The sequence below is a fragment of the Planomonospora algeriensis genome, assembly GCF_977012225.1.
In genome coordinates this window covers 1-735 of the sequence record NZ_CDRNDK010001000.1, presented here as the reverse complement: position 1 = coordinate 735, position 735 = coordinate 1, and the positions used below count along the sequence as shown (strand labels likewise).

At 71.8% G+C, this 735-nt stretch carries 1 protein-coding gene; it reads left to right on the top strand.

Features of this window, described 5'->3' with window-relative positions:
- The coding region (locus tag ACWJ6R_RS37445) for a LamG-like jellyroll fold domain-containing protein (protein WP_449066724.1) at positions 1-735 on the top strand (735 nt) is incomplete at both ends.

Genomic DNA, 735 nt, shown 5'->3' with positions numbered 1-735 from the left:
GCACCACGTGGTCGCCACGCAGGGCTCGGGCGGCATCGCGCTCTACGTCGACGGCCGCCGGGTCGGCCAGAACGGCGCGGTCACCGGAGCCCAGTCGTACGACGGGTACTGGCGCATCGGCGGCGACAACCTCAACGGCTGGCCGTCGCAGCCGACGAGCGCCTACCTCGCCGGTGACATCGACGAGGTGGCGGTCTACCCGTCGGCGCTCTCGCTGGCGAAGGTGAACGAGCACTACACCGCGAGCGGGCGGACCAGCCCGATCCCGCCGCGCCCGGCCGACGGGTACGGCAGGGCCGTCTACGACGACGAGCCGAGCCTGTACTGGCGGCTCGGGGAGGCGGGCGGGACCGTCGCCGCCGACTCCGGGCAGACCGGCACCCCCGGCGCCTACAGCGCGACCGGCGTCACCTACGGGCAGGCCGGCGCGATCACCGGTACGGACGACAAGGCGGTCACGACGGCCGGCGGCCGGGTCGTCTCGACCGGCGCCGTCGCCAACCCGTCGACCTACTCCGCCGAGGTGTGGTTCAAGACGACCACGACCGGCGGCGGGAAGATCATCGGATTCGGCAACTCGCCCAACGGCACCAGCGGCAGCTACGACCGCCACGTCTACATGCACAACGACGGCAAGCTGACCTTCGGCACGTACACCGGGGCGTTCAACCTCATCACGACGGCGAACGCCTACAACGACGGCCAGTGGCACCACGTGGTCGCCACGCAGGGCTC